Source organism: Methanothermobacter sp. (assembly GCF_030055425.1).
Taxonomy (GTDB): Archaea; Methanobacteriota; Methanobacteria; order Methanobacteriales; family Methanothermobacteraceae; genus Methanothermobacter.
Genome location: NZ_JASFYE010000002.1, coordinates 158,252 through 180,497 on the forward strand (window position 1 = coordinate 158,252; position 22,246 = coordinate 180,497).

General features: G+C 50.0%; 21 protein-coding genes. 12 read left to right on the plus strand and 9 right to left on the minus strand.

Annotation, left to right across the window (positions count from 1 at the left end; all coding sequences use genetic code 11):
• Window position 1 precedes the first annotated feature (1 nt).
• From QFX39_RS03135 to QFX39_RS03160, 6 genes are all read right to left on the minus strand, one after another.
• A complete protein-coding gene (locus QFX39_RS03135) occupies window positions 2–1,105 on the minus strand; it encodes a hypothetical protein (protein ID WP_300477417.1) in 1,104 nt (367 codons plus the stop codon).
• A gap of 4 nt (window positions 1,106–1,109) precedes the next feature.
• A complete protein-coding gene (locus tag QFX39_RS03140) occupies window positions 1,110–1,619 on the minus strand; it encodes a UGSC family (seleno)protein (protein WP_300477418.1) in 510 nt (169 codons plus the stop codon).
• A 15-nt stretch (window positions 1,620–1,634) separates the two neighbouring features.
• On the minus strand, window positions 1,635–3,209 hold the full coding sequence (gene lysS, locus QFX39_RS03145) for a lysine--tRNA ligase (protein WP_300477419.1): 1,575 nt from the start codon (window positions 3,207–3,209) through the stop codon (window positions 1,635–1,637).
• Window positions 3,210–3,303: 94 nt separating this feature from the next.
• The gene (gene thiC, locus QFX39_RS03150; RefSeq protein ID WP_300477421.1) at window positions 3,304–4,605 is read right to left on the minus strand and encodes a phosphomethylpyrimidine synthase; all 1,302 of its coding nucleotides are present in this window, start codon (window positions 4,603–4,605) and stop codon (window positions 3,304–3,306) included.
• A gap of 218 nt (window positions 4,606–4,823) precedes the next feature.
• Window positions 4,824–5,753 (minus strand): carbohydrate kinase family protein, encoded by a 930-nt coding sequence (locus tag QFX39_RS03155; protein ID WP_300477423.1) that lies wholly within the window; start codon window positions 5,751–5,753, stop codon window positions 4,824–4,826.
• Window positions 5,754–5,825: 72 nt separating this feature from the next.
• Complete coding sequence (locus tag QFX39_RS03160) at window positions 5,826–6,680, minus strand: LysR family transcriptional regulator (RefSeq protein ID WP_300477425.1); 855 nt, start codon at window positions 6,678–6,680, stop codon at window positions 5,826–5,828.
• Between the two features lie 129 nt (window positions 6,681–6,809).
• Here QFX39_RS03160 and hxlB point away from each other — a divergent pair, with 129 nt between their 5' ends.
• Window positions 6,810–7,394 carry a 6-phospho-3-hexuloisomerase gene (gene hxlB, locus QFX39_RS03165; protein ID WP_300477426.1) on the plus strand — a complete coding sequence of 195 codons (585 nt, stop codon included), beginning with the start codon at window positions 6,810–6,812 and terminating at the stop codon, window positions 7,392–7,394.
• 20 nt (window positions 7,395–7,414) lie between these two features.
• Here the strand turns inward: hxlB and fdhD are convergent, their stop codons facing one another.
• The gene (gene fdhD, locus QFX39_RS03170) at window positions 7,415–8,194 is read right to left on the minus strand and encodes a formate dehydrogenase accessory sulfurtransferase FdhD (RefSeq protein ID WP_300477428.1); all 780 of its coding nucleotides are present in this window, start codon (window positions 8,192–8,194) and stop codon (window positions 7,415–7,417) included.
• Window positions 8,195–8,323: 129 nt separating this feature from the next.
• Between fdhD and nuoE the strand changes: the two genes are divergently transcribed.
• Complete coding sequence (nuoE, locus tag QFX39_RS03175; RefSeq protein ID WP_300477429.1) at window positions 8,324–8,773, plus strand: NADH-quinone oxidoreductase subunit NuoE; 450 nt, start codon at window positions 8,324–8,326, stop codon at window positions 8,771–8,773.
• 10 nt (window positions 8,774–8,783) lie between these two features.
• Window positions 8,784–10,646 carry an NADH-quinone oxidoreductase subunit NuoF gene (locus tag QFX39_RS03180; RefSeq protein WP_300477430.1) on the plus strand — a complete coding sequence of 621 codons (1,863 nt, stop codon included), beginning with the start codon at window positions 8,784–8,786 and terminating at the stop codon, window positions 10,644–10,646.
• On the opposite strand, the gene moaA is transcribed toward QFX39_RS03180, so the two are convergent.
• Complete coding sequence (gene moaA / locus QFX39_RS03185) at window positions 10,637–11,554, minus strand: GTP 3',8-cyclase MoaA (protein ID WP_300477431.1); 918 nt, start codon at window positions 11,552–11,554, stop codon at window positions 10,637–10,639. The two genes, QFX39_RS03180 and moaA, sit on opposite strands and share 10 nt — an antisense overlap.
• Before the next feature lie 14 nt (window positions 11,555–11,568).
• Window positions 11,569–12,252: a molybdopterin-guanine dinucleotide biosynthesis protein B gene (gene mobB, locus QFX39_RS03190; protein ID WP_300477432.1), complete on the minus strand. Its 684-nt coding sequence runs from the start codon at window positions 12,250–12,252 to the stop codon at window positions 11,569–11,571.
• A gap of 72 nt (window positions 12,253–12,324) precedes the next feature.
• On the opposite strand from mobB, the gene fdhF reads away from it, so the two are divergent.
• The 9 genes from fdhF to nifH all read left to right on the plus strand — a co-directional run bounded on the left by fdhF (window position 12,325) and on the right by nifH (window position 22,246).
• Window positions 12,325–14,979, plus strand: coding sequence for a formate dehydrogenase subunit alpha (fdhF, locus tag QFX39_RS03195; RefSeq protein WP_300477434.1), 2,655 nt, complete (start codon window positions 12,325–12,327; stop codon window positions 14,977–14,979).
• A 171-nt stretch (window positions 14,980–15,150) separates the two neighbouring features.
• A complete protein-coding gene (locus QFX39_RS03200; protein ID WP_300477435.1) occupies window positions 15,151–15,627 on the plus strand; it encodes a DUF362 domain-containing protein in 477 nt (158 codons plus the stop codon).
• Window positions 15,605–16,654, plus strand: a complete 1,050-nt coding sequence (gene fwdF / locus QFX39_RS03205) for a tungsten-dependent formylmethanofuran dehydrogenase subunit FwdF (protein ID WP_300477437.1) — start codon at window positions 15,605–15,607, stop codon at window positions 16,652–16,654. The genes QFX39_RS03200 and fwdF overlap by 23 nt, the downstream gene beginning before the upstream one ends.
• Window positions 16,655–16,668: 14 nt before the next feature.
• Window positions 16,669–16,917 carry a 4Fe-4S binding protein gene (locus tag QFX39_RS03210; RefSeq protein WP_300477439.1) on the plus strand — a complete coding sequence of 83 codons (249 nt, stop codon included), beginning with the start codon at window positions 16,669–16,671 and terminating at the stop codon, window positions 16,915–16,917.
• A complete protein-coding gene (fwdD, locus tag QFX39_RS03215) occupies window positions 16,914–17,306 on the plus strand; it encodes a tungsten-dependent formylmethanofuran dehydrogenase subunit FwdD (protein WP_300477441.1) in 393 nt (130 codons plus the stop codon). The genes QFX39_RS03210 and fwdD overlap by 4 nt, the downstream gene beginning before the upstream one ends.
• A gap of 22 nt (window positions 17,307–17,328) precedes the next feature.
• Window positions 17,329–19,038, plus strand: a complete 1,710-nt coding sequence (gene fwdA, locus QFX39_RS03220) for a tungsten-dependent formylmethanofuran dehydrogenase subunit FwdA (RefSeq protein WP_300477443.1) — start codon at window positions 17,329–17,331, stop codon at window positions 19,036–19,038.
• Window positions 19,035–19,847, plus strand: coding sequence for a tungsten-dependent formylmethanofuran dehydrogenase subunit FwdC (fwdC, locus tag QFX39_RS03225; RefSeq protein WP_300477445.1), 813 nt, complete (start codon window positions 19,035–19,037; stop codon window positions 19,845–19,847). The genes fwdA and fwdC overlap by 4 nt, the downstream gene beginning before the upstream one ends.
• Window positions 19,848–19,863: 16 nt before the next feature.
• Window positions 19,864–21,162, plus strand: coding sequence for a formylmethanofuran dehydrogenase subunit B (locus tag QFX39_RS03230; RefSeq protein WP_300477447.1), 1,299 nt, complete (start codon window positions 19,864–19,866; stop codon window positions 21,160–21,162).
• Window positions 21,163–21,418: 256 nt separating this feature from the next.
• On the plus strand, window positions 21,419–22,246 hold the full coding sequence (gene nifH, locus QFX39_RS03235) for a nitrogenase iron protein (RefSeq protein ID WP_300477449.1): 828 nt from the start codon (window positions 21,419–21,421) through the stop codon (window positions 22,244–22,246).

Here is a 22,246-nt window from a genome sequence, read left to right on the forward strand (position 1 = left end):
GTTAATCTCCACTGAACCTCACAGGCACCGTCTGGGACTCTGATGATCCTCCAAAACCGTGGGCTATCATAGTGTGTCTCCCGGGGCCACCGGCAACCACCAGGATGACATCTTCGGGACCTCTAGTTATATTTACCATGCCATCGGTTATGAGGTCCTCATCCAGCTTCCTCCCCCCACGGTCAGCCAGGCGAGCCTCCACGGTTGCATTTTCATGTATATAATTTTTAACATCCTCCCTGCTCCACCCATGGGATGCGACGGTCTCTGCATGCTCAGGGCTCATTATAACCAGTAGCTCCCCGGGGACATGACAGTTGTTGCAGCCGGCCGTCGAGGCGGTGTGCACGATGGTGTCAAGGAGGTCCTCGGGGGTCCTGCTCCGGTGGTCATTCACATTGTGTGGCGCCTCAACTCCAATCACGGTCACCGTGCTCTCTTCAGCGCCGAAACCCCTCTCGACGTGCAGGGGCTCCCAGGGGCTTTCATCCTCATTCTCCGCGAAGCAGTAGCTGTACTTTGCAGGTGAACCCATAGTGGCATGGTCACCCACCCCGGGAACAGCACCTGCAATGTTGATTAGGGAGAGCCTCAGGGCACGCCCGAGGGTGGCACAGGCAAGGTTGCCGGGTCCAAGGCATCCCACACCTGAGTTGAAGCCGAGTTCATCTGCAGCGGGGCCGTTGACCAGGACCGCAACCGCCACTGGGTGTGTCGTGGCGTTTATACCTGCAAGGTTGAATTCGTCCCGTCCGACACCATCGATGCATGCCTCTATGAGCGGCATCATTGGGGGTATGCAGCCGGCCATCACAGCATTCACAGCCACCTTCTCAACGGTGGCGATCCCCATCCTCGGGGGGAGTGTGGCTATAACGTCCTCTGGTTTCCGGGGGGTGTATCTGTAGAATTTCCTGACACGGCCCTCTGTGGGTGGTATGATGGGTAGTCCATCGGTCATCCTCTTCTCATAGAACTCCAGGCTGATCCTCTCGGGGTCAGGGTCGACCATGACCTTCATATCCTCGGGGGATGAGCTGCACAGTCTTTCATCTTTCAGGAGGTCCTCTATGAGGCATCCGCATGATTTATCGATTTTAACCAACCTATCACCTCAGATGGTCCAGTATGGAGGGTATCAGTTTCTCAGCCTTTCTCCTTACAGTTTCGGGTTCCAGACCCGCTATGGGGTGTTCCACCTCAACTATTCGAAGACCGGGCATGCCGTGGGCTGCTGCCAGTCTCCTGGCGTATTCACTGAAGCGGTCTGAGCAGATGGAGATGGTGGGGACGCCCATACCCTCCAAGCGGATGGCGTCAAGGATCACCCATGTGGTGCAGGAGCCACAGTCACCCAGGGCAAGGATGCAGAGGTCACCCCTGGCAGCCCTCTCTATCTGTTCAGCCTCTGCAGGGGCACCTGCAGGTTTTTCTGACCAGATGAATTTGAAGCCTCTGAGCTCTGATTCCAGAGTTCTCAGTATGATGTCTGCACCGGGCTTTGTGTTATCAAAGAGTGATATGGTCCCGGCATCACCTATGCTGTTAACCGGGATCTCCTCCATGCTGGTATCTGCCAGGGGGTCCATAACCTCCCTTTCAATGATTTTCACCTTCATCTGACCACCATACTGTCAGGCCTTTAAGCGGAGCCTTTTTACCACGAAGTCCCTTTTAAGTGAAAGTAGGAATGATGCAGCCCTTGGACCCATCTTCTTACCTATCAGAACCTTATATATGGCCTGGAATGCCTTCTGGGGTTTGAGCCCATGCTTTCTCAGTATGCTGTACATTTCGTCGTGGAGTTCCTCAGGGCTCATATCCGTGGACTCAAGGACGCCTGCAAGTTCCTCAAGGAACTTCCTCTGGGGCTCTGAGAGTTCAACCTGCGGGAGTTCATCCTGGACATGGAACTTCACGAAGTCCGGGGCATAGAGTCTGAGCCAGTTTTTAACATTTTCAACCCGTTCCCTCAGCTGGGTTAACTGCTCCTCTGTTAAATCCCCTAGTTCTTTGTCCATGAACTCATCTGGAAGCTGTGAGTTCCTTTTGAGGATACCGTAGAGCCTTTCAAGGTCGTCCCCGGCGATCTGATAGGCCACGGTCATGAAGCGGTAGGATGGCCTCAGTGGAAGATCAGGTCCATCTATCATTGAGACCCGGTAGATCCTCCTGAGTTTCTGCTCCTCCTTCTCTGAGGCAGCCTCCTCCATACCATAATATATCCTCTCTGTCCGGTCGAACTGGTCCATGAGGTCAAGGAATGGCATGTCAGGGTTGAAGTCCTTGTGTTTCATGGGCTTACTACGGAATATGAAGTAGTTGAGGCTCTCAGGGGGCCCTATCTCAAGCCACTGGCCTGGTGTGAAGAATACGCCCCTTGACTTGGACATGGCCTCCCCCCTGAGGGTTATCCACTCATAGGGGACCGGGTAGGGGGCCGGGTAATCGAATATCTCCTCTGAGATTATGCTGCTCACGTCATATGAGCCGCCGCTTGCGGCATGGTCCTTACCGAAGGGTTCGCAGGTGACACCCAGGATCTTCCACCTCGCGGCCCACTCAACCCTCCAGGTGAGTTTACCGAGCCCTGACTTTATGTCCATCTCCCCATCGAATCCACAGTCGCAGCGGTACCTCACTGTGTCCCCGCTGAAGTCATATGCCTCTGTGGTGTTCACACGGCCGCACCTCTCACAGATGGGGTTGTAGGGGAGCCAGTCATCCCTCAGGGGCCTCTCCCTGAACCTGTTGAATATCTCCCTTATCTCGCCGGCCCTCCTCAGGGAGGTTCTTATGTAGTCATTGTAGACCCCCTCGGTGTACATCCGGGCCCCTGAGTGGTGCTCGACCCTTATCCTGAACCTTTCAAGGGCATCCAGGAAGGGTCTCTGGAAGTGTTCCACGAAACTCTCGCAGCAGCCCTCAGGGCAGGGGATCATGGAGTAGGGCACTCCCAGGTACTTCTCGTAACTTTCTGGGAGGGGATAGGGGACCTTTCTGAGGGGGTCATGGTCGTCTGCTATCCAGACGGTCCTTGATCTGAACCCATCCTTTTCAAGTGACTTTGATATTGAGCTTGCTATGAAAACGTCGCAGGAGTTTCCTATGTGTATTGAGCCTGATATGGATGTTCCGCTTGCAACAACGTGCTCATCAACATCCCTTTCCTTAAGTTCATCGGCTATCCTTTCAATCCAGTGCTTCAAGAAGATCACCTGTAAGCGTGATAGAATAAGTGCAGTAAAAAATTGTGTGAACTTCAAAATATATTAATTCTTCTCTAAAAAAAGGAGTGGGGGTTCAGTCGAAGATCCTGGTATCTGCACTGTCAAGCCACTCGTTGACAATCTTAACAGCGCAGTACTCACCGCACATGGTGCAGGTGTCTGGATCCTCAGGCGGACGCTCGTCCCTTATGCGCCTTGCCTCTGCAGGGCACATGGCTGCATCGAACTGGGCCTCCCAGTTGAGCTTCTTACGGGCGTTGGCCATTTCAAGGTCCTTCTCTCCACTGTGGATTCCCTTGGCCATGTCACCAACGTAGGCCCCGATCCTTGTTGCAATTACCCCCTCCTTAACATCGTCAGGGTAGGGGAGTGCAAGGTGCTCTGCAGGTGTAACATAGCATATAAAGTCTGCACCTGCAGCTGCAGATGCAGCGGCCCCTATTGATGAGACTATGTGGTCATAGCCAGCCCCTATATCCGTGACTATTGGTCCCAGCATGTAGAATGGGGCCCCACGGCAGAGTTTCTTCTGGAGTATGACGTTGGCCTTTATCTCATTGATGGGTATATGGCCCGGGCCCTCAACGATGGTCTGGACACCGGCCTCCCTGGCCCTGTCGATGAGTTCACCCAGCACTATGAGTTCCTGGACCTGGGCACGGTCGGTTGAGTCTGCAATGGCACCGGCCCTCATTGCGTTTGCCATTGACATGACAAAGTCGTGTTCCTTGGCTATCTCCAGTATGTAATCGAAGTTCTCATAGAGTGGGTTTTCCAGTCCATTTTCAACCATCCAGGCTGATACGAAGGCCCCTCCCCTGCTCACAAGGCCACCCTCGCGGCCCTGCCTCTTGAGCCTCCTGAGGGTTTCCCTGTTGACACTGCAGTGGATTGCCATGAAGTCTATACCATCCTTTGCCTGCTTCTCAATGGCCCTGAACATGACGTCCTCGTCCATGTAGATGGCAGCACCCTCCTTCCTTATGGTCTCGATGGCTGCCTGATACACGGGCACGCTTCCAACGGGTATGGGTGAAAGGTCCAGTATACGCCTCCTTATCTCGTCGAGGTCCCCTCCCACTGAGAGCTCCATGAGGGTGTCTGCCTTGTTTTCAATGGCAACACGGGCCTTCTCCTCCTCCATTTCGAAGTCCACGATGTCGGTGGATGTCCCTATGGTGGCGTTGACCTTGGTCCTTAAGCCCTCACCTATACCGACAGGGGCAACATCGTCCCTGTTCAGGTTGCTGGGGATGGCTATTCTTCCACTGGCAACTCCTCTTCTTATGAATTCTGGGGTGACGTTCTCTGCCTCTGCCACCGCCTTCATTTCTTCTGTTATAACACCTTTTTTAGCTTCATCCATTTGAGTCATACAATCACCGTCTGGTTTGACCCTTAACCCGTGCGGGTATGATCGGGATCAGCTGGAATGAGATTCATGCGCATCTTATATTGGTTCAATCCAGTTATAAAAACTATGAGGTTTTAATCTCCTTAATAAAAATTCATGGTCTCTGATGTCAGGGGATCCTTCATTTTCTTGGGTAGGAGGGCATTCATAGTTTATCTGCTAGTGAGATATCTGCTAAATTATACTGGGGGTTCATAGCCCCAGTGCCTCTTAAAGCGTCTCACAGCAGATTCCAGATCTGGAATGTTTGTCTGGGTCCCCTCTTCCTCCACTATGAAGGATGCAACCGCCGATGCAAACCTGCCACAGTTCATGAGATCTGCACCGGCAAGGTATGCCCTCATGAACCCTGCCCTGTAGGAGTCACCGGCCCCTGTGGGATCTGCTGCCTGTCGGGGTATTGCATCGATTTCCATCACCTCATCGGCATAGATAACACTTCCATCCCTGCCGTAGGTCTTAACCACAACATCCGGGCCAATGTCTCTGAGACCCTCAACATCAACCTCCAGTCTGGAGCATATGCGGTCTATCTCGTGGTGGTTGCCAAAGAGGATGTCACATACTTCCACGGCCCTCTCAAGCTGGCTTCTGGAGTACATGTGGAGGTCCTGTCCCGGATCGAAGGATATGATCTTTCCCAGTGACCTTGCGAATTCACCGCACCTGCAGTTAAAGGATGGGTCTCCGGTTGCAAGGTGAACCGCCCTTGCAGATTCTATTACTCTGCGCGGGATCTCGCTCTCCCTGAACTGCGCCGCGGCACCCCAGTAGAAGTAGCTTATCTGGTTGTGGTCGGCGTCTGTCATCACAAAGGCGGTTGGTGTTGTCTCAGATTTCACCACAATCATGGAGCTTATATCTATGCCGCTGGCCTCAAGGAGTCTTCTGTAATCTGATCCCTCAAAGTCGCCTCCAACGGCTGATACAAGTGATGTTCTAAGCCCCAGCTTTGACCCCACCAGGGCGACGTTGGCCGCCGCTCCACCATGGAGGTTCCTCATCCTCCTTATGGCCGTTGATGAGTTGGGTTCGGGAAATTTATCAAGCTGTATTATGTAGTCAAAGGCGGTATGTCCAACAGCAAGAAGGTCTCTGTCTTCATTCATGGAATCACCCTGAAAATATAATTAAACTCTGCCACGGCGACTTATAACATCATTGATTATTCGTTAAACAGATCAGTGTAGCGGTTCAAAACCCGCCTCCAGCACAGCCTCCTGGCCCTCCCCCATCATGAAATCCATGAATTCATCGACCACTTCACTTTTCTGACAGGCAACGGCACTTATAACGTGCCTGGTCTCATTCTTGAGGATTTCAGAGCCACTGAACTGACTTGCACTGAGGAATGTCATGAGTTCCTGGTCGCTCTTGACGATCCTCTGGGCATGGTATGGGGACCTGACCTCCCTCACAATTTCAAAGCTGACACCGGAATCTGAAAGCACCTCCCAGGCCAGCCTCTGGGCCGAACCTTCAACACCAATGAATGATGAGCCATCAAGTTCCCTCATGGTTGTTGCATTGCCACCCACAAGCACCAGGTGGTCGTATGCAACCGGCACGAAGTCCAGGCCCCTCTGGTAGGCCTGCAGGGGATCGTCAAGGAATATCACATCAAGCATACTTCTTTCTGCAAGGTGGAAGAGGTCAGCATCACAGCATGAAAACAGGGATGCCCCCACCCCGAACCTCTCAATGAGGACCTCGGCAAGGTTTGATGAAACATAACCCGCCGCAACCATGAGTCTCCCTGAACCACTGAGGACTTTCAGGTACCGCATGTAGGTTCTTAGGATCTCCATACCCTCCGGTGTGAGTTCTGATCCCGCTCCACTGCTTTTCACGAGCTTAACCCCGAGAAGAGATTCTGCCCTAAGAATCCTTCTGTTTAAAACCTGTGGTGTCACACCAAGTATCCTTGCGGCCTTCCTCTGGGAGAAGGTTTCCCCTATTACACGGAGGGTCTCAAGGAACCTGTGATCCATTTCATGGTCGTTGATCTTCATTCCAGGGAGGGGTTCAATATCCATGGGGATACCTCTAATCTGGGTGAATTTTCACCCCCTAACATCATCCCGCCTATAGCATGGGGGCAGCTGGCTGGAATTATTTTTTACTCTTATATCTCATGATCCATATATTAGATTACAGGTGTTGCAATGATAATGAGAGAGGCCATCAGGGATATAGTTGATAATCTGGAGAAGATGGAAAGGGAGATTGACGCCGACACAGTTGATAGATTCATAGAAACCCTCACATCCGCAGGAAACGTCTTCGTGCTTGGACTGGGGAGGTCGGGGCTCGTTGCAAAGGCCTTCGCCATGAGACTCATGCACCTTGAGATAAACGTCTTCGTGGTGGGTGAGACCATAACACCCGCAATAAATGAGGGTGATGCGCTGATTGCAATATCAGGTTCAGGGAGGACAAGCTACATAGTCAACGCTGCCAGGATAGCCAGGGAGAGGGGTGCAATGGTAGTTGCTGTAACCTCTCATCCAGAATCGGAACTTGGAGGGATAGCTGACCTCACTGTAACCGTGAGGGGCAGGACAAAGATTGATGGTGAGAAGAACTATATGAAGAGGCAGATACGGGGCAACCATCACTCAAGGACACCTCTGGGTACACTGTTTGAGATATCAGCACTTGTCTTTCTGGACGGCCTCATAGCTGAACTCATGCACCGGCTTGATAAGAGGGAGGAGGACCTCAACGAGAGGCACAGCGTTTTTGAATGAAATCTATGTTTCGAACATCTTTAAAGCTCAGAATCAGTGGCAATACCCGAATCAAGTATTATCCTCTCAGGGTGGCTGTATATGTTGAACCTCCTGCCCCTTACAAATCCAAGCATCGTAAGACCCGTCTTCCTTGCAGCGTCATAGCCTGATGATGTTGGGGCGGCGTTCGATGCTATTATGGGAACCCCTGCACGAACAACCTTTATCAGCATATCCGCGGGCATTCTGCCACTGTAGACCATGAAGCTCCTGGAGAAGTTAACACCGTCCATGGCACCGGAACCCAGAGCCTTATCAACCGCCACATGCCTGCTAACATCCTCGAATACCCTGAATTCATCCCCGGTCACAAGGGCGGCAACATGCGTACCTCCGGTCATCCTCCACACGGTCGCTGCCTTCACCATTCGCCTGAATGCATGGAATATGTCCTCAGCCCTCACCCTCAGGTCTGAGTCAACTGGTTCCACCATCTCAGCCCTCTGCCTCCATCCACCGAAGCAATCAGAGCCCATCACAAGCTCACGCCTTATCTCAAGGTCCTCTGATTCTATCTCAACGTCGATGAGGTTCTCTGTGATATCCATGGATACTATATCATCCACCGAGTCCACGAATCCCTCGCCGAGAAGGTAGCCTGCTGCGAATTCCCTAAGGGCAGCGGGACTTGTGGTGAAGCGCTGTTCCAAGCCCCCATTTATTCGGATACGCACCTCAAGGTCATTCACGATTCTTTCTGGGACCCTCCGCATCTCATCCTCCACACGGAATGCCTCAACCTCTCTGTAAAGTGACATTCATCCACACCTCTCATCTAAAAACATATATTCACCCTGGTTTAACAGTTAAACAGATGTTTAATCATTCATCCTAATTAATATGAATGCGACACTAGAATGGATCTCACATTTAGGTGGAGGTTTCTGATGGATAAGGAATTGAAGAGGATATTTTCTGGCTACACTGGCCATGCCTCAGAGATCATACCCATCCTCCAGGATATTCAGAATGTCTACGGCTATCTGCCGGAGCATGCCCTGGAGGAGGTTGCTGGTTTCACAGGGGTCAGTAAAACACATGTATACGGGGTTGCAACCTTTTATGCCCAGTTCAGGTTCAAACCGAAGGGAAGGAAGCACATAATGGTCTGCACCGGAACAGCGTGCCATGTAAGTGGGGCCGAACAGGTCCTGGATGCCCTTGAGAGGCACCTTGGCATCGGTGAGGGTGACGTCACAGAGGATATGGAGTACTCCCTGGAATCGGTGGGATGCATTGGCTGCTGCTCCCTGGCGCCATGTGCCATGGTGAACGATGAGGTTGTATCACGCATAAAGCCATCAAGGGTAAGCAAAATTTTCCCAAAAAAGTCTTAGAGTGTTTAAAATGTTTGAAGATATTGCAGGAAGGGCACTGGATGAATACATGTCCCTCTTCAGGGACGGGCCGGTTATATTCCTGGGTTCAGCAACATGTGGAAGATCCGCGGGGGCTCATGAAATAGAGAGAGTATTGCTTGAGAGGGCTTCTGAACTCTCAGTTGAATGTCGCATCGTACACACAGGCTGCATGGGCCTCTGCTACGCTGAACCCATGGTGACCGTGTTCAACGGTGATACCCGTGGCGCCATCTACGGGCCAGTGAACAGGAGACTTGGAAAGAGGATAATTCAGGAGCTCGCTGATGGTGAGGAATCCTCAGCCATTGGTCATGTTAATGTGGCCTTCAGTGGCGACTCATTTGAACCCTCCTACAGCATTGACTTCATGGAGAAACAGTCAAGGAGGATACTCAGAAGATGCGGCCTCATAGACCCAGAGAACATCAACCATTACCTGGCGACAGGAGGATATCGGGGGCTCCTCAGGGCACTGGAGATGGAACCTGAGGATATCATTGAAGAGGTGAAGGATTCTGGACTCAGGGGCCGTGGGGGAGCAGGATTCCCCACCTGGCTCAAGTGGAGCCTCTGCCGCCAGGAGGAATCCGATGTGAAGTACCTGGTATGCAACGCCGACGAGGGCGACCCGGGTGCCTTCATGAACCGTTCACTCATAGAGGGGGACCCCCACTCCCTCCTGGAGGGGATGCTCATAGCATCATATGCTGTGGGTGCAGAGGAGGCCTACATCTACTGCAGGGCAGAGTACCCCCTTGCCCTTGAAAGACTTAGAACCGCAATATCTGACCTCAGGGACCTTGGACTCCTTGGGGAGGACATCCTGGACTCTGGGTTCAGCCTTGATATAAGGATAAAGGAGGGGGCAGGGGCATTTGTATGTGGAGAGGAGACAGCCCTCATAGCATCCATTGAGGGTAAAAGGGGAATGCCCCGTACCAGACCACCATTCCCAACAACAAGCGGCCTCTGGGGGAGACCAACAGTTATAAACAATGTGGAGACACTTGCAGCTGTCTCAATGATAATGCAGCATGGCCCAGAGTACTTCAACACCCTGGGGACGGAGGGGAGTCCCGGGACCAAGACCTTCTCCCTTGTGGGGGATGTGAGGAGAACCGGCCTCATAGAGGTTCCCCTGGGCACAAGCCTGAGGGAGGTCATCCATGATATTGGTGGGGGTGTAAGGGACGGTGAACTCAAGGCCGTCCAGATAGGAGGACCATCAGGCGGATGCCTCCCGGCAGAACTTGTTGACACAGGAATAGACTATGATTCACTGACATCTGCCGGTGCAATAATGGGGTCAGGGGGGCTCGTGGTTTTATCTGACCATACATGCATGGTTGAACTTGCAAGGTACTTCCTTGAGTTCACTCAGCGGGAATCATGCGGAAAGTGTGTCCCGTGCCGTGTGGGTACAAGGCAGATGCTCATGATACTCAATGATATAGTTGAGGGTTCAGGAAGAGAGGAGGACCCGGAGATTCTAAGGGACATAGCAGAGACCGTCAGGGCAGCATCCCTCTGTGGCCTGGGCCAGACATCCCCAAACCCTGTTCTAACCACACTCAGGTACTTTGAAAACGAATACCAGGACCACATAAACGGAAAATGCACTGCAGCATCATGCAGCCAGCTCATGCACTACCTCATAGATTCAGAAAAATGTGACGGCTGTATGGCCTGCCTGAAGACATGCCCTGCAGACGCCATTGAGGGTTCAAAGGATGAGGTGCATGTTATAGATCAGGAGAGCTGCCTCAAGTGCGGCTCCTGTCTCGACACATGTAAGAGGGACGCTGTTCTGAGGGTGCCAGGGCCATATTCACCTGCCAATCAGGACTGATAGTAGGGAGACCTCCTTCTGATGGCCTCAAGAAAGAGTTCACGGAGACCCTCAAGGTCACCGGAGCTGAGTGCTTCCCTGGTGTCCACAAGGTTGTCGTTACGGAGGAGGCATGGCTTCAGCTTCCCATCAGGGGTTACCCTAAGCCTTGTGCAGTTTGCACAGAACCTCGTATTGTCCATGGGCCTCACAACCTCCACCTCCCCACCCCCGATGAAGTACTTCTTGCGGTCCTGCATGAATTTCCTTGTTATTATACGGTCAGCCATCTCTGCCAGTTCAGCCTCAATGGGGGTTATGTCGCAGTGGTACCTCTCCACTCCATTATCAGGGCAGCTGTCGGTTTTCAGGAGTTCTATTATCTGCAGTACAGCACCCTGCTGGCGACAGAACTCAAACATGTCCCATATTTCGTGGTGATTGACACCCCTCAGTATCACCATGTTTATCTTGACAGGGTCGAGGCCAGCCATAACGGCACCTTCTATCCCCGCCTTAACCCTCTCAAGGTAGTCCTTCCTGGTTATGAACCGGTAGGTTTCAGGGTTGAGGGTGTCGAAGCTGACATTGACCCGGTCAAGCCCGGCATCCCTCAGGGGGACACTGAGGTCATCAAGGAGGGTCCCGTTGGTTGTTATGGAGATATCCCTGAATCCGATACTGTCTATCCTCTCGACTATCTCAACAATATCATCCCTTATGAGGGGCTCGCCACCTGAAAGCCTTATTTTCTTCACACCAAGGTCAGAGGCCACCCTGCATATGTTCTCTATATCCTCCGGGCTCATCTCCTCGTCTGAACGCACGATTCCGTCCCGGTGGCAGTAGATACAGCTGACATTGCAGCGCCCCGTTACAGATATTCTCAGTGATACCAGCGGTCTTCTGTGGTTATCACGGACCTGCATTCTCTACCCCGATATTAATCTGGTCTTTTTATGATGAGATCAACCTTTTGATGTTTAAGGCTTTCTGTATCAAGGGCATCCACCATGCCGAGAACAGTACCTGCTATGAAGTTCTGGACGAAGGGGTTCAGGGGGACGGGGTTTCCATTTACCCTGAGGAGAACCCTATCAGGCTGGCTCTTACAGTCTGTACCATCTGCCTCGCCCTGCACCTTTGCCTTTGCAAACTCTCTGCATGATTCAAAGCCGCACTTACCGCAGTTGAGGTCCTGAAGGAGGCCGTAGCTTCTTCTTTCTATGAGCTCAATCAGGTCATCCACTTCATCGATTTTGAATGGGTCAACAACCTTCAGGGTGAATTCTCCTGGTGTGGATGTTGATATGTTGGCATACTCCATTGACTTGAAGCCCTCAACCACAAGGAAGTCGATGTCATCCAGCATCTCAAGGACACCCACAACCTCAGGGAGGCCCATTTCCCTGTTGATAAGGAAGAAGGTTTCCCTTCCAGTTCCTGCAACTATCTCTGCACCGGCCCTCCGGTGCCTGTCGGTGTCCTTGCCTGGAAAATCAAATCCCCCATGGGTATGCTTGAGGGTCGCGACCCGGTAACCCGCATCCACGAGTTTCCTGACGATTTTCTCAACCAGGGCGGTTTTGCCGGTGTCCTTGGTGCCTGTCACCCCTACTATCCTCATACTTTCACCTCTTCATAAACTTTATTTTATGTGGGGATAAATTTTCAGTATAAAAAATTAGCTGAAGATAACATGAAGGGGACTGTAAAATTCAGGATCGATGGAAGGGAAGTTGAGGCAGCCAGGGGGATGACGGTCCTCCAGGCAGCCCTTGCAAATGGCATCTACATACCCAACCTCTGTTTCAGGGAGGGTCTTGAACCATTTGGGGGCTGCAGGCTGTGTCTGGTTGAAAACAGTGAGGGACGTCTGGTCACTGCATGCGAGACCCCCGCAGAGGATGGTGCTGAGTTCATATCAGAGTCTGAAAGGATAAACAGGATCAGGAGGACCACCCTATCCCTGATAATAGCTGACCACAGCAGGGATTGCCTTGCGTGCCCTGCATCAGGTGACTGCAGACTTCAGGAGGTCTCATCCTACCTCAACGTATCTGAGGGGGACCTTGAGAGGCTGAGGCCTGAGATTTCAGGGATTGAGGTGGATGAATCCAACCCCTTTTTCATGAGGGACCACGATAAGTGCGTCCTCTGCGGCATATGTGTACGTGTCTGCAGGGGAGTGGGTGCAGAGGCGGTTGATTTTGCATACAGAGGCCATGACACAAGGATAGCCACCTTCATGGACAGGGATATACTTGATTCAAGCTGTGTCTCATGTGGCGAATGCGTCGAGGCATGCCCGGTGGGTGCCCTTCTACCCAGGACTGAGAGGCCATCCACCGAGGTGAGGACTGTATGCCCCTACTGCGGCGCCGGCTGCGAGATCTACCTTGGGGTGAGGGGGAACAGGGTTGTGAGTTCAAGGGGCGCCCCTGAAAGCCCTGTTAACAGGGGAAGGCTATGTGTGAAGGGGAGGTTCGCACTTAAATTTGTAAGCAGCCCTGAGAGACTCAAAAAACCATTGATAAATGTTGATGGAGAGTTTATAGAGGTGGAATGGGATGAGGCCATCTCAGTTGCGGCTGAAAGGCTCTCTGAATACGCTGGGGAAGAATTTGCGGCTGTGGCATCTGCCAAGTGCACCAATGAGGAGAACTATCTGCTGCAGAAGTTCACAAGGGTCGTTATGGGTTCAGGGAACATTGACCACTGCGCAAGGCTCTGCCATGCCCCCTCACTTACAGCACTTAGAATGAGCCTTGGTAGCGGGGCAATGACCAACTCCATATCTGAACTGGAGGGCTCCAGGTGTATACTGGCAGTGGGAACCAACCCAACAGAGACACACCCTGTAACCTCCTACAGTGTAATCAGGGCCGCGAGGTCTGGTGCAAAGCTGGTTGTTGTTGATCCAAGGAAAACCCGGCTATCTGAACTTGCAGATATCCATCTTCAGAATAGACCAGGATCTGACATCCCACTTTTAATGGCAATGTGCCGCTTCATATTGGAGGAGGGTCTGCATGACGGTGAATTCATAGGGTCCCGCACAGAGAAATTTGAGGAGTTCAGGGATGCCGCCATGGCCCTGGATCTTGATGAGGTGGAGAGGGTAACCGGTGTTAAACTTGAGGACATAAGGAGAGCCGCAATAACGTACGCCTCAAATTCCCCGGCATCCATAATATATTCAATGGGCATCACCCAGCACGTCAATGGGACGGGTAATGTGCTTGCACTGAGCAACCTGGCGCTTCTTACAGGTAACATCGGTATAAAATCAGGGGGTATCAACCCGCTGAGGGGCCAGAACAACGTTCAGGGAGCCTGTGATATGGGGGCGCTCCCTGACCTCCTCCCGGGTTATCAGGAAATTGGTGAGGCTGCAGGGAAATTCTCTGAGAAATGGGGTTCACCCATCCCCCCTGCAGGGATGACGCTCCCTGAGATGTTTGATGCCGCAAGGGACGGAAAAATCAGGTGCATGTACATAATGGGTGAGAACCCACTTCTGAGTGAACCTGACACTGAAAAGACCCGGGAGGCCCTTGAGGGTCTTGAATTCCTTGTGGTACAGGATATATTCCTCACCGAGACAGCAGAACTTGCGGATGTGGTTCTGCCCGCTGCATCATTTGCAGAGAAGGATGGTACATTCACCAACACCGAGAGAAGGGTTCAGCTTCTGAGAAAGGCACTGGATGCCCCAGGGGATGCGCTCCCTGACTGGCAGATAATCTCCATGATTGCAGAGAGGATGGGAAGGGAGGACTTTGATTATGAATCAGCGTCCAGGATATTCGATGAGATAAGGGAACTTGTACCATCATATGCTGGTATCTCCCATGAAAGGCTGAAATCTGGTGGGATACAGTGGCCCTGCATATCAGAGGATGACGCTGGAACAGGATACCTTCACTCTGAGGGATTCCCAACACCCACAGGAAGGGCATCATTCCTGCTGCCTGATTACCAGTTCAGGGAGGTCTCAGAGGAGTATCCGCTGGTCCTTGTAACGGGGCGGAATCTCTACCAGTACCACACAAGGTCCATGACTGCAAGGGTGAGGGAACTGGCATCATTCTCAGACCATGAGGAGCTTCTCATGAACCCTGCTGACGCCGCCTCCCTGGGTGTAAGGGATGGGGATACCGTTGAGGTCACATCAGAGAGGGGCTCCCTCAGGGTGAGGGCAAGGGTTACAGATGATGTGATGGTGGGCGTGGTATTCATGACATTCCACTTTGCAGATGCTCCTGCAAATGTCCTCACAGGCGGAGACCGGGACCCTGTTTCAGGGATGCCTGAACTCAAGTTCACCCCGGTCAGGGTGTTTCGCGTCTAACTAAAGATGAGGCGTGCCCCAACAGCACATTCATTGATTATTTTTCCATTGCTGGCTGACCAGAGATGTGTGCTAACAACACACCCACATATATATTTTTCTATTTGTTTTTTGTAGAAAATTATTATATACATAGCGGCTAAATGTGTGATTAACACACATGGTGACCCTATGCCGAAACATATAGTTTCTGGACTCAAATACATAGCAGCTGTAAACCTAACAAAACAGGGCCATTCACAGAGAGAGATAGCCAGAGCTCTGAAGATAAACAGATCAACTGTTTCTCACTACCTCAACGGGAGAAACCTCTCATGGAGGTCAATAGAGATTGCAAGGGTAATAACAGAGATGTGTCCAAGGGATTTCCTTCTTCTCACCCACTCCCTTACACAGAACACAGAGATGACAAGGACGATAGTGAAGACATGCCAGCAGAGGGAATTCCAGGGAAACGTCAGGAACTCATGTATTGGGTGCGGGCTATGTGTGGACACATGCCTCATGAAGGCCATAAACCTCCGAGACCTCAAGGCACATGTGGATTTCGAATGGTGCTGCGGGTGTCTCATATGTGTTGATATGTGTCCAACTGATTCTATAGAAATAAAGGAGGTAGAAATTGATGGAAACGACCGAAGTAATTGAAGGTAAGAATATTACCGTGGAGCGGACCGGCGAAGAAAACAGAAAGTTGATCTTCCAGGATTGCCTCTGCGCTGTGTGTGGACTGTGTGGCGAGATATGCCCGGTCAGTGCAATCGAGGTTAACCCAACAGGTGCAATGGTCAGAACAGAACAGGATGAATCAAAGATACTTATCGATGAGAACAAATGTGTCCTCTGCGGTATGTGCAGTTCAATCTGCCCATTCCAGGCTCTTGACCTTCAGATTGATGGAACATCCATAAAGGAACTTGCAGAATATCCTAAAATCCTCAAATCAGCCGAAATTGATGATGAAACATGCATACAGTGCAAGGCATGTGAAACAGCATGTCCACAGGACGCCATAACCATAACAAGGGAACTTCCAGAAAGGAAGGACCTCATCACAGGTGAAATCGAAATAGACAAGGACACCTGTATATACTGTGGTATGTGCGAGGAAATGTGTCCTGTTGACGCCATAGAGATAGAACACCAGATACCAAGTTCAGCAAGCCCAACCGTTGCAACCGACATCAACGTGGATGAGGACAAATGTGTTCACTGTGGAATATGTAAGAGGATCTGCCCAGTTGACGCCATAATGCAGGTCTGCAGGATCTGCCCATACGGTGAGTACGAGATAAAGGTCCCTGAGGTTACAGGAACATCCTACATCGACCCTGAGCTCTGTGTAAACTGTGGCTGGTGCCAGGAGATCTGCCCTGTTGATGCTGCAACAGTGACGAAGCCATTCGAGGGAGAACTGATAATCGATGAGGACACATGCCAGGCCTGTGAAACCTGCGTGATGGCATGCCCATGCAACGTTCTCTCATTCCCGAAACCAGAGAAACCAGGTGAAAAACCAGCCAAACTCTACAAGGACGAAAGATTCTGCATATACTGCGGAGCATGTGAAAGATCATGCCCTGTGAACGCCATAGAGGTTAAGAGGAGCAAGATAAATACAACTCCAATAAAATCAAAGGCATGGAAGAACGCCTTTGAATCACTACTCAAATAAATGGAGGTAATCAGATGGCAATTGGACTTAAGGCATACCCTGAACTCTGCCATGGATGCGGAAACTGCGTAATCGCATGTCCCGTGAACGCCCTCAGAAGCCCGGAAGTCGCCGGTGGAAAGGGCCCAACAGATGATGTTGAGATCATCATGATAGTTGAGGACGGGGTTGTAAACATAAAAAACCCTGACCTTTGCGGAAAATGCGGCACATGTGTTGAAAGTTGTCCTGTGGATGCAATTAAACTGGAGGAGTTAGAATGATGGCTATACTCAACACAGGAAGGACAATATGGCAGGGACAGGCCATAGAATCAGGTAAGGATCTTAAGATGTACGTGGACGCAGCTGCAATAGCTGAAATGAACCCTGAAATGATGAGTGAACTTGGAATTAAGGAAGGAGATAATGTAAAGGTGATATCTGAATACGGAGATGTTGTTGTTAAAGCTGTTAAGACCAGAGAAACTCTTCCTGAGGGAATGATATACATACCCATGGGGCCATGGGCCAACCGCGTGGTGAAGCCCAACACAGATTCAACAGCAACACCCAGCTTTAAAAACATTCCAGTGGAGGTTATACCCACTGATGAAGAGGTTCTTGACATGCCTACCCTCATGAAGGTCTATGGTAAGGTAGGTCAGATTTAATTAGTTCAGCGGGAGGATTCAAATGGAATACATGATCAAAAACGGATTTGTTTACTGTCCTCTTAACAATGTCGACGGAGAAAAGATGGATATCTGCGTCAGGGATGGTAAAATAGTTGAAAGTGTCAGTGACTCCGCCAAGGTGATCGACGCATCCAACAAAATAGTCATGCCTGGTGGTGTCGAGATACACTCTCATATCGCAGGTGCTAAGGTTAATGTTGGAAGGATGATGAGGCCAGAGGATAGTAAAAAAGACGTTGAGAAATTTAAAGGCGGAAGGGCAGGTAGTGGATTTTCTGTGCCTTCAACCTTCATGACAGGTTACAGGTACGCAAGGATGGGTTACACCACTGCAATGGAGGCAGCAATGCCGCCACTACTGGCAAGGCACACACATGAGGAGCTACGGGAAACACCGATACTCGACAATTCAGCGTACCCCCTTCTTGGCAACAACTGGTTTGTCATGGAATACCTCAAAGAGGGCGACATAGACGCATGTGCAGCTTATGTTTCATGGATCATGAAGGCAACAAAGGGTTATGCAATAAAAATTGTCAACCCCGCTGGTACTGAGGCATGGGGATGGGGTGGAAATGTTCACGGTATCTATGATCCAGCGCCCTACTTTGACATAACCCCTGCCGAGATAATTAAGGGTCTCGTTGAGGTCAACGAAAAGCTTCAGCTACCCCATTCAATACACCTGCACTGCAATGATCTGGGACACCCCGGGAATTATGAAACAACACTGGCTTCATTCGACCTTCCAAAGGATATAAAGGCAAACCCCGCGACAGGTGACAGGGACACGGTGGTATATGCAACTCACGTCCAGTTCCACAGTTATGGCGGAACCACATGGAGAGACTTTGAATCAGAGGCCCCCAGCATAGCAGAATACGTGAACAAAAATGACCATATAGTCATAGACGTTGGACAGGTAACACTTGACGAGACAACAACAATGACCGCTGACGGCCCAATGGAATATGACCTCCACTCACTCAACGGACTCAAATGGGCAAACTGTGACGTGGAACTTGAAACAGGTTCAGGTGTTGTACCATTCATATATTCTGCAAGAGCACCTGTTTCCGCTGTTCAGTGGGCAATAGGAATGGAGTTATTCCTCTTAATCGATGATCCGGGCAAGGTATGCATGACCACAGACACTCCAAATGGAGGTCCTTTCACAAGATATCCACGTATAATAGCATGGCTCATGAGCAACAAGTACAGAATGAATCTCATCGAAGGGGAACTCCATAAATGGGCCCAGAAGAGAAGCAGCATAGCCACAATTGACAGGGAATACACATTCTCCGAGATTGCTGCGATCTCAAGATCCACAGCTGCCAAGGTTCTTGGCCTCAGTGACTTCAAAGGACATCTGGGTGTAGGTGCTGACGCAGATATTGCGATATATGACATCAACCCGGAGACCGTGGACCCATCCAACGAATACGCAAAGATTGAAGAGGCCTTCTCAAGGGCGGAATACGTCCTTAAGGATGGTAAAATAGTTGTAAAGGATGGAAATGTCGTTGAAGATCCATATGGAAGAACCTTCTGGTCATACACCGAGGTTGAGGAATCCCTTTACAATGAGGTTCTTGCCAATGTGGAAACCAAGTTTAAACAATACTACTCTGTGAACTTTTCAAACTACCCAGTTGAGGATGGCTACCTTAGGAATCCTGCTCCAATCAAAGGGGTGGTTCTATGAATGAGATAATACTGAAACCAAAGGAACAGCCTGAAGTACCGCTTGAAGCCCCAAACATAAAACCAGATGTTTTCGCAGGCCTGTCAATAGATGAAATCAAAGACATCGAAATAATGCATGGAAACAAAACCGTCAATCTATCAGATTTCTTTGACGTTGAGGGAGAATCCGCTGAAAGCCCTGAGGACATAAAGATAGTGATTGATGGCTCCGTTCATAGTACAAAAAGGATAGGCCAGGAGATGACCGCTGGAGAGATACAGATTAAAGGTGACGTTAACATGTATGTCGGTGCGGGCATGAAAGGCGGTAAAATCACTGTCGAAGGCAATGCCGCTCCATGGGCAGGTCAGAATATGGCAGGCGGTGAACTGGAGATACTTGGTGATGCAGGTGACTACGTCGGATCATCCTATCGTGGTGACTGGAGAGGAATGAATGGAGGCACAATTATAGTTCATGGCAATGCAGGAAACGAAATCGGGGAATACATGAGGGGCGGAAAAATAATTGTCAAGGGTAATGTCACATATATGCCTGGAATACACATGAACAATGGCCTTATAGTTATAGAGGGCAATGCACTGGGAAGAGTTGGCGGTGAAATGGCCGGAGGCACCATAATTGTTAAGGGTGCTATAGAAACTTTCCTGCCTGGATTCAAGTATCTTGGCGTTGAAAAGAACATTGAAGTGGATGGAGAAGAATTCGAGGGAGCTTTCTATAAATTTGAAGGAGACTATGCAATAAAAGGAGCAAAGGGAACTGTTTATGCCGCTGTTGGCTGTAACGATCACATAGTTCCCTAATCTGGGAGGTATACTCATGGAATATGTTAAAAATGTAACATGCCCATTCTGCGGCACCCTCTGTGACGATATTATATGTAAGGTAGAAGACGATGAAATCGTTGGAACCATCAATGCATGCCGTATAGGTCATAGCAAATTCGTACATGCTGAGGGCGCAGTCAGATACACGAAACCCCTTATAAGAAAGAATGGGGAGTTCGTTGAGGTAAGCTATGATGAAGCAATTGATAAAGCAGCGAAGATCATAGCAGAATCAAAAAGACCCTTAATGTATGGATGGAGCTGCACAGAATGTGAAGCCCAGGCTGTGGGGATGGAACTTGCAGAGGAAGCAGGTGCAGTGATTGATAACACAGCATCTGTCTGCCATGGGCCATCCTTACTTGCGGTACAGGACACAGGATACCCTGTATGTACACTTGGAGAGGTCAAAAACAGGGCTGATGTCGTTGTTTACTGGGCATGTAATCCTATGCATGCTCACCCAAGGCACATGTCAAGGAATGTTTTTGCAAGGGGCTTCTTCAGGGAACGTGGAAAATCAGATAGGACAGTGATTGTGGTTGATCCAAGGTACTCTGACACAGCCAAACTTGCAGATATACATTTAAAGCTTGATTTCAACAGGGATTACGAGCTTGTCGATGCAATGAGAGCATGCCTCATGGGACATGAGATACTCTATGATGAAGTTGCAGGTGTTCCACGTGAAAAAATCATAGAGGCAGTGGAAGCTCTCAAAAACGCCCAGTTTGGTATACTCTTCTTTGGTATGGGTATAACACAGAGCTTAGGAAAACACAGAAACATAGACACAGCAATTATGATGGTCCAGGACCTCAATGACTTTGCTAAATGGACCCTTATACCGATGAGGGGCCATTACAATGTGAACGGATTCAACCAGGTATGTTCATGGGAAAGCGGGTTCCCCTTCTGTGTTGACTATTCAACGGGCGAACCCAGATATAACCCTGGTGAAACCGGTGCCAACGACCTTCTCCAGAATAAGGAAGCCGATTCAATGCTGGTTGTGGCCTCTGACCCAGGGGCACATTTCCCACAGAAGGCCCTCGAGAGAATGGCTGAAATACCTGTTATTGCTGTTGAACCACACAGGACACCAACAACAGAACTGGCCGACATAATCATTCCACCGGCAATTGTGGGTATTGAAGCGGAGGGCACAGCTTACAGAATGGATGGTGTGCCCATAAAAATGAAGAAGGTTGTTGAGTCAGAGCTCCTCTCAGACAGGGAGATTCTGGAGAGACTCCTTGAAAAGGTAAAGGAATACAGGGCCTCAAAGTAATCAGGCCCACCATTTCTATTTATTTTAAAATTTTTTGATCTGGTTTCTGTTCATTTTTATGGATACTTATTTTATGGGTACTTAAACACATTGAAATATTTCAGTTGTTCTGTTTTTGATCTGGTTTCTGTTCATTTTTATGGATAGTTGAACACATAATTTTCAGCCATGCACCGAAAAATTTAAATATGATATCCTCCAATAGTAGAGTGTCGGAAGAAGGAAGCATACTTCCGTCTGAGATGGTGATTGGTGTATGGTACGTAAAATTGCAATATATGGTAAGGGTGGGATAGGAAAATCCACAACACAGCAGAACACTGCAGCGGCGATGAGTTACTTCCATGGAAAGAACGTCATGATCCATGGATGCGACCCCAAGGCAGACAGTACACGCCTGATACTGGGCGGTAAAATGCAGACAACAATGATGGACACCCTGCGTGAACTTGGAGAGAGTGCATGCACACCAGACAAGGTTATAGAAACAGGATTTGGAGGTATAAAGTGTGTTGAATCAGGAGGTCCAGAACCCGGTGTAGGATGCGCAGGCAGGGGTGTCATAACCGCCATAACCCTCATGGAGAGACATGGGGTATATGAAAATGACCTGGACTTTGTATTCTTTGATGTTCTGGGGGATGTGGTATGCGGGGGCTTTGCAATGCCAGTAAGAGACGGAAAGGCAGAGGAAATATACATTGTTGCATCAGGTGAGATGATGGCACTCTATGCAGCCAACAACATCTGCAAGGGCATGGTGAAATATGCCAGACAGAGCGGAGTCAGACTTGGAGGGATAATATGCAACAGCAGAAACGTTGACGGCGAAAGGGAACTCCTTGAAGAATTCTGTGATAGAATAGGGACACAGATGATACACTTCGTGCCAAGGGACAACATTGTACAGAAGGCAGAATTCAACAAGAAGTCTGTCATAGAATTCGACCCTGAATGCAACCAGTCACAGGAATACCGGGAACTCGCAAGAAAAATAATTGAAAACAAGGATTTCGTGATACCAGAACCCATGACAATGGATGAAATGGAGGACCTCGTTGTAAAATACGGGGTTCTGGATTAG